This is a genomic window from Paenibacillus ihuae (assembly GCF_001368795.1).
GTDB lineage: Bacteria > Bacillota > Bacilli > Paenibacillales > Paenibacillaceae > Paenibacillus_AQ > Paenibacillus_AQ ihuae.
Map to the genome: position 1 here is coordinate 1,569,016 of NZ_LN831198.1, position 2,608 is coordinate 1,571,623.

At 52.0% G+C, this 2,608-nt stretch carries 1 protein-coding gene; it reads left to right on the forward strand.

All coding sequences use genetic code 11. The features are described 5' to 3' along the window. Positions 1 to 2,608: fibronectin type III domain-containing protein (locus tag AQR02_RS31095; RefSeq protein ID WP_222861268.1), on the forward strand; the 2,608-nt coding region annotated here is incomplete at both ends.

Below are 2,608 nucleotides of genomic sequence, written 5' to 3' on the forward strand. Positions count from 1 at the left end.
ACCATTACCTTCTTATCCTCTTACATAGAGCATGTGGGGGGTGTGGAGTTTGAATCCTTTGATTATTTTGTGGCTGCCAACGGTACGGCACCGGTATGGCCGGAAGGAAGCAGTCTTGAGGCAACAGATATCGGCAAGGATCATATTACCGTGAGCTGGCCGGAAGCCTCCGATCCGAATGGCGTTACAGGTTATGCCCTGTACTTAAATGGAGCGCGCACTGCTTATATACCGGCTGCCGACGAGACAACATATACGCTGACTGATGTACCCCAAGGGACAAATGACGAAGATCTGATCCAGGTGGAAGCCATTAATACCCGATACCATATGAGTATGGGAGGCCCCTCCTATATATGGATTAGGGAAGGCGGAGAAAATCCTCCGGAGGAGTCCCTATACTTTGACTGGGTAGGCGACCGCGGCAGCGATTGGGGTCCTTTGGAGCAGGGAAGCACGATTCAGCTGTATGCCCAGGGAGCAGCGGGCCGTGAAGCGAAAGTGGAATGGACTTACAAGGAATGGGCGGGAGATGATCAAGTAGAGAAGTCGGCATCTCTTCTATTGACTGAATTGCCGGAGGGACCGGGATTATACACCGGATCTTTCAAATTATCTCCCGAAGTGACAGAGCTTACCGGTATGAAGCTGACGTTGGCCGGTGAAGGAAAGGTAGAGGAGATGGAAGCGGATGACCTGCCTCTGGCTGTTGGAGGAAGTCTGGATATAGCGTTCACCGGTGTTCTGCCGGAGGAACTGCAGGGCTCCATTCTTACGATATTACAGTCGGATGTGGAAGAAAGATCCTTCACCCTGAGCGGGGATAAGCCGGAGCTTATTGAAGGGCTGCGGCCTGGAGAGGAAACGAAGATCGTCCTCTATACCCCGGATTATCAGTATGAAATGGCCCGGCTGGAAGGGGTTATCATTGAACCCGGAAGAACGGCCTCCATCCAGGTTCCGGTTACGCTGCCTGCACAGCTTCGTGTGAAGGTGCTTGATTCCTACGGTAAGCCGGTTCCTGATATCCCGGTTAGCCTGTGGGATTCCGAACACCAGCTGGTAGACACCGTTGCTACCGGGATTGACGGGGCAACCGGGTGGCGCGGGGGACTTTTGCAGAACCAGTCCCTGACTGCCGAGCTTGACCTGGACGATGTAGAGTATGAGCTCGCGCCCGGTACATCCCTAAGCATCACGCTGGATAAAGGGGATAATGAATTACTGGTTAGTCTCATTTCCCCTGACCGCGGAAAGCTGGAGGTGACGGTAAGGGATCCGGAGAACAAGCCGGTATATGATTCTATCGTTATTGCCACCCAGAATTACAAAGGAAAGCCCATTGTCACCAGCGGACGTACCAGCTTTGACGGCAAAGTGAGGCTGGATTTGTATGCAGGGGAAGCGACTCTGGAAGCTATTCAGTCTCAATACCAGCTCAGCTCCGGGCTTCTGAAGGCCAATGTGAAGGCTGAGGCTACGACTACTATGGAGATTCCTATGAAGCAGCCGGACAATTATGTGGTCAACCTGAATGTATACAAAAAGGCCTTGGACACGGATTGGATCGGTCCGCTTAACATGAATGATGAATTCTTCCTGTCTACGGTATCGGTTAAGCCGAGTGGCGCATGGATTAAAACCTACTTTTCGAATTCTGTTAAACTTGGCGGGCAGCCGGGCAACACAGTAGAGGCTTGCGTGGAAGGAAGCATTTATGCTTACGTGAGTGCTTGCGGCACTGCGGTAATGGATGAGAATTCGAATGCCAATGTAGAGGTTCGCCTGGAGGAAAAAGGAGCCCGGATCCAAGGTGAGGTAGAGACGGGGCGCAATATCATGTACAGCGCTTCTATTTATGAAATCTCCCCTAATGGAGGCAAGCGATGGGCTGCTTCCGCCGGGGATGCCGATTTCCAAAGCCATCCTTTCAACGTGAATATCCCCAAAGGCGGAACCTTCCGGATGGATGTTCTCAAAATCATCCGCGATGTAAACTACAAGAATAAATACGAATATGCAACCGTCGAGTTTACCGTTGAAGAGAATCAAATTAAGAAGCTGGGCACGATTACCTTTAGCCCGTCCAGTTATTTTATGAATCAATCCGGAAATTACTTGACTGCACAGCCTGCCCGGGCAATCCCCGGCAGTACAATCGTGATGAAGGCATCGTACCGGAATGATGCGGCAACGACAGCAGAGGATGCCAATCTCCTGCTTGGGATTCCGGATGGAATGTCACTCGTTACCGACTCGCTCGGGAACATGGCTGTAACAGGCGGGGCAGGAGCAGCAACCCTGGAAGAAGGCGAATTGCGTGTACCTCTGGGCAATCTCGCCAAAGGAAGCAGTGGCACGGTCACCTATAAGCTGCAGGTCTCGCCTGATTTCAATAAACCAAGTGTGTCCGCTGCGGCAAGAATTCAGGCACACCTCAATACAGAGAGCATCGATGAGACAATTGGTGCGGTACATCTGGATACGCCAAAAGTTACGCTGGATGCGCCGTCTAGTGTCTCGGACACCCGCATGCAGACCGTCTTGAGCGGTTATGCACCGGCAGGAAGCATGGTGCATATTTACGACACAGATGTGCGAATTGGCG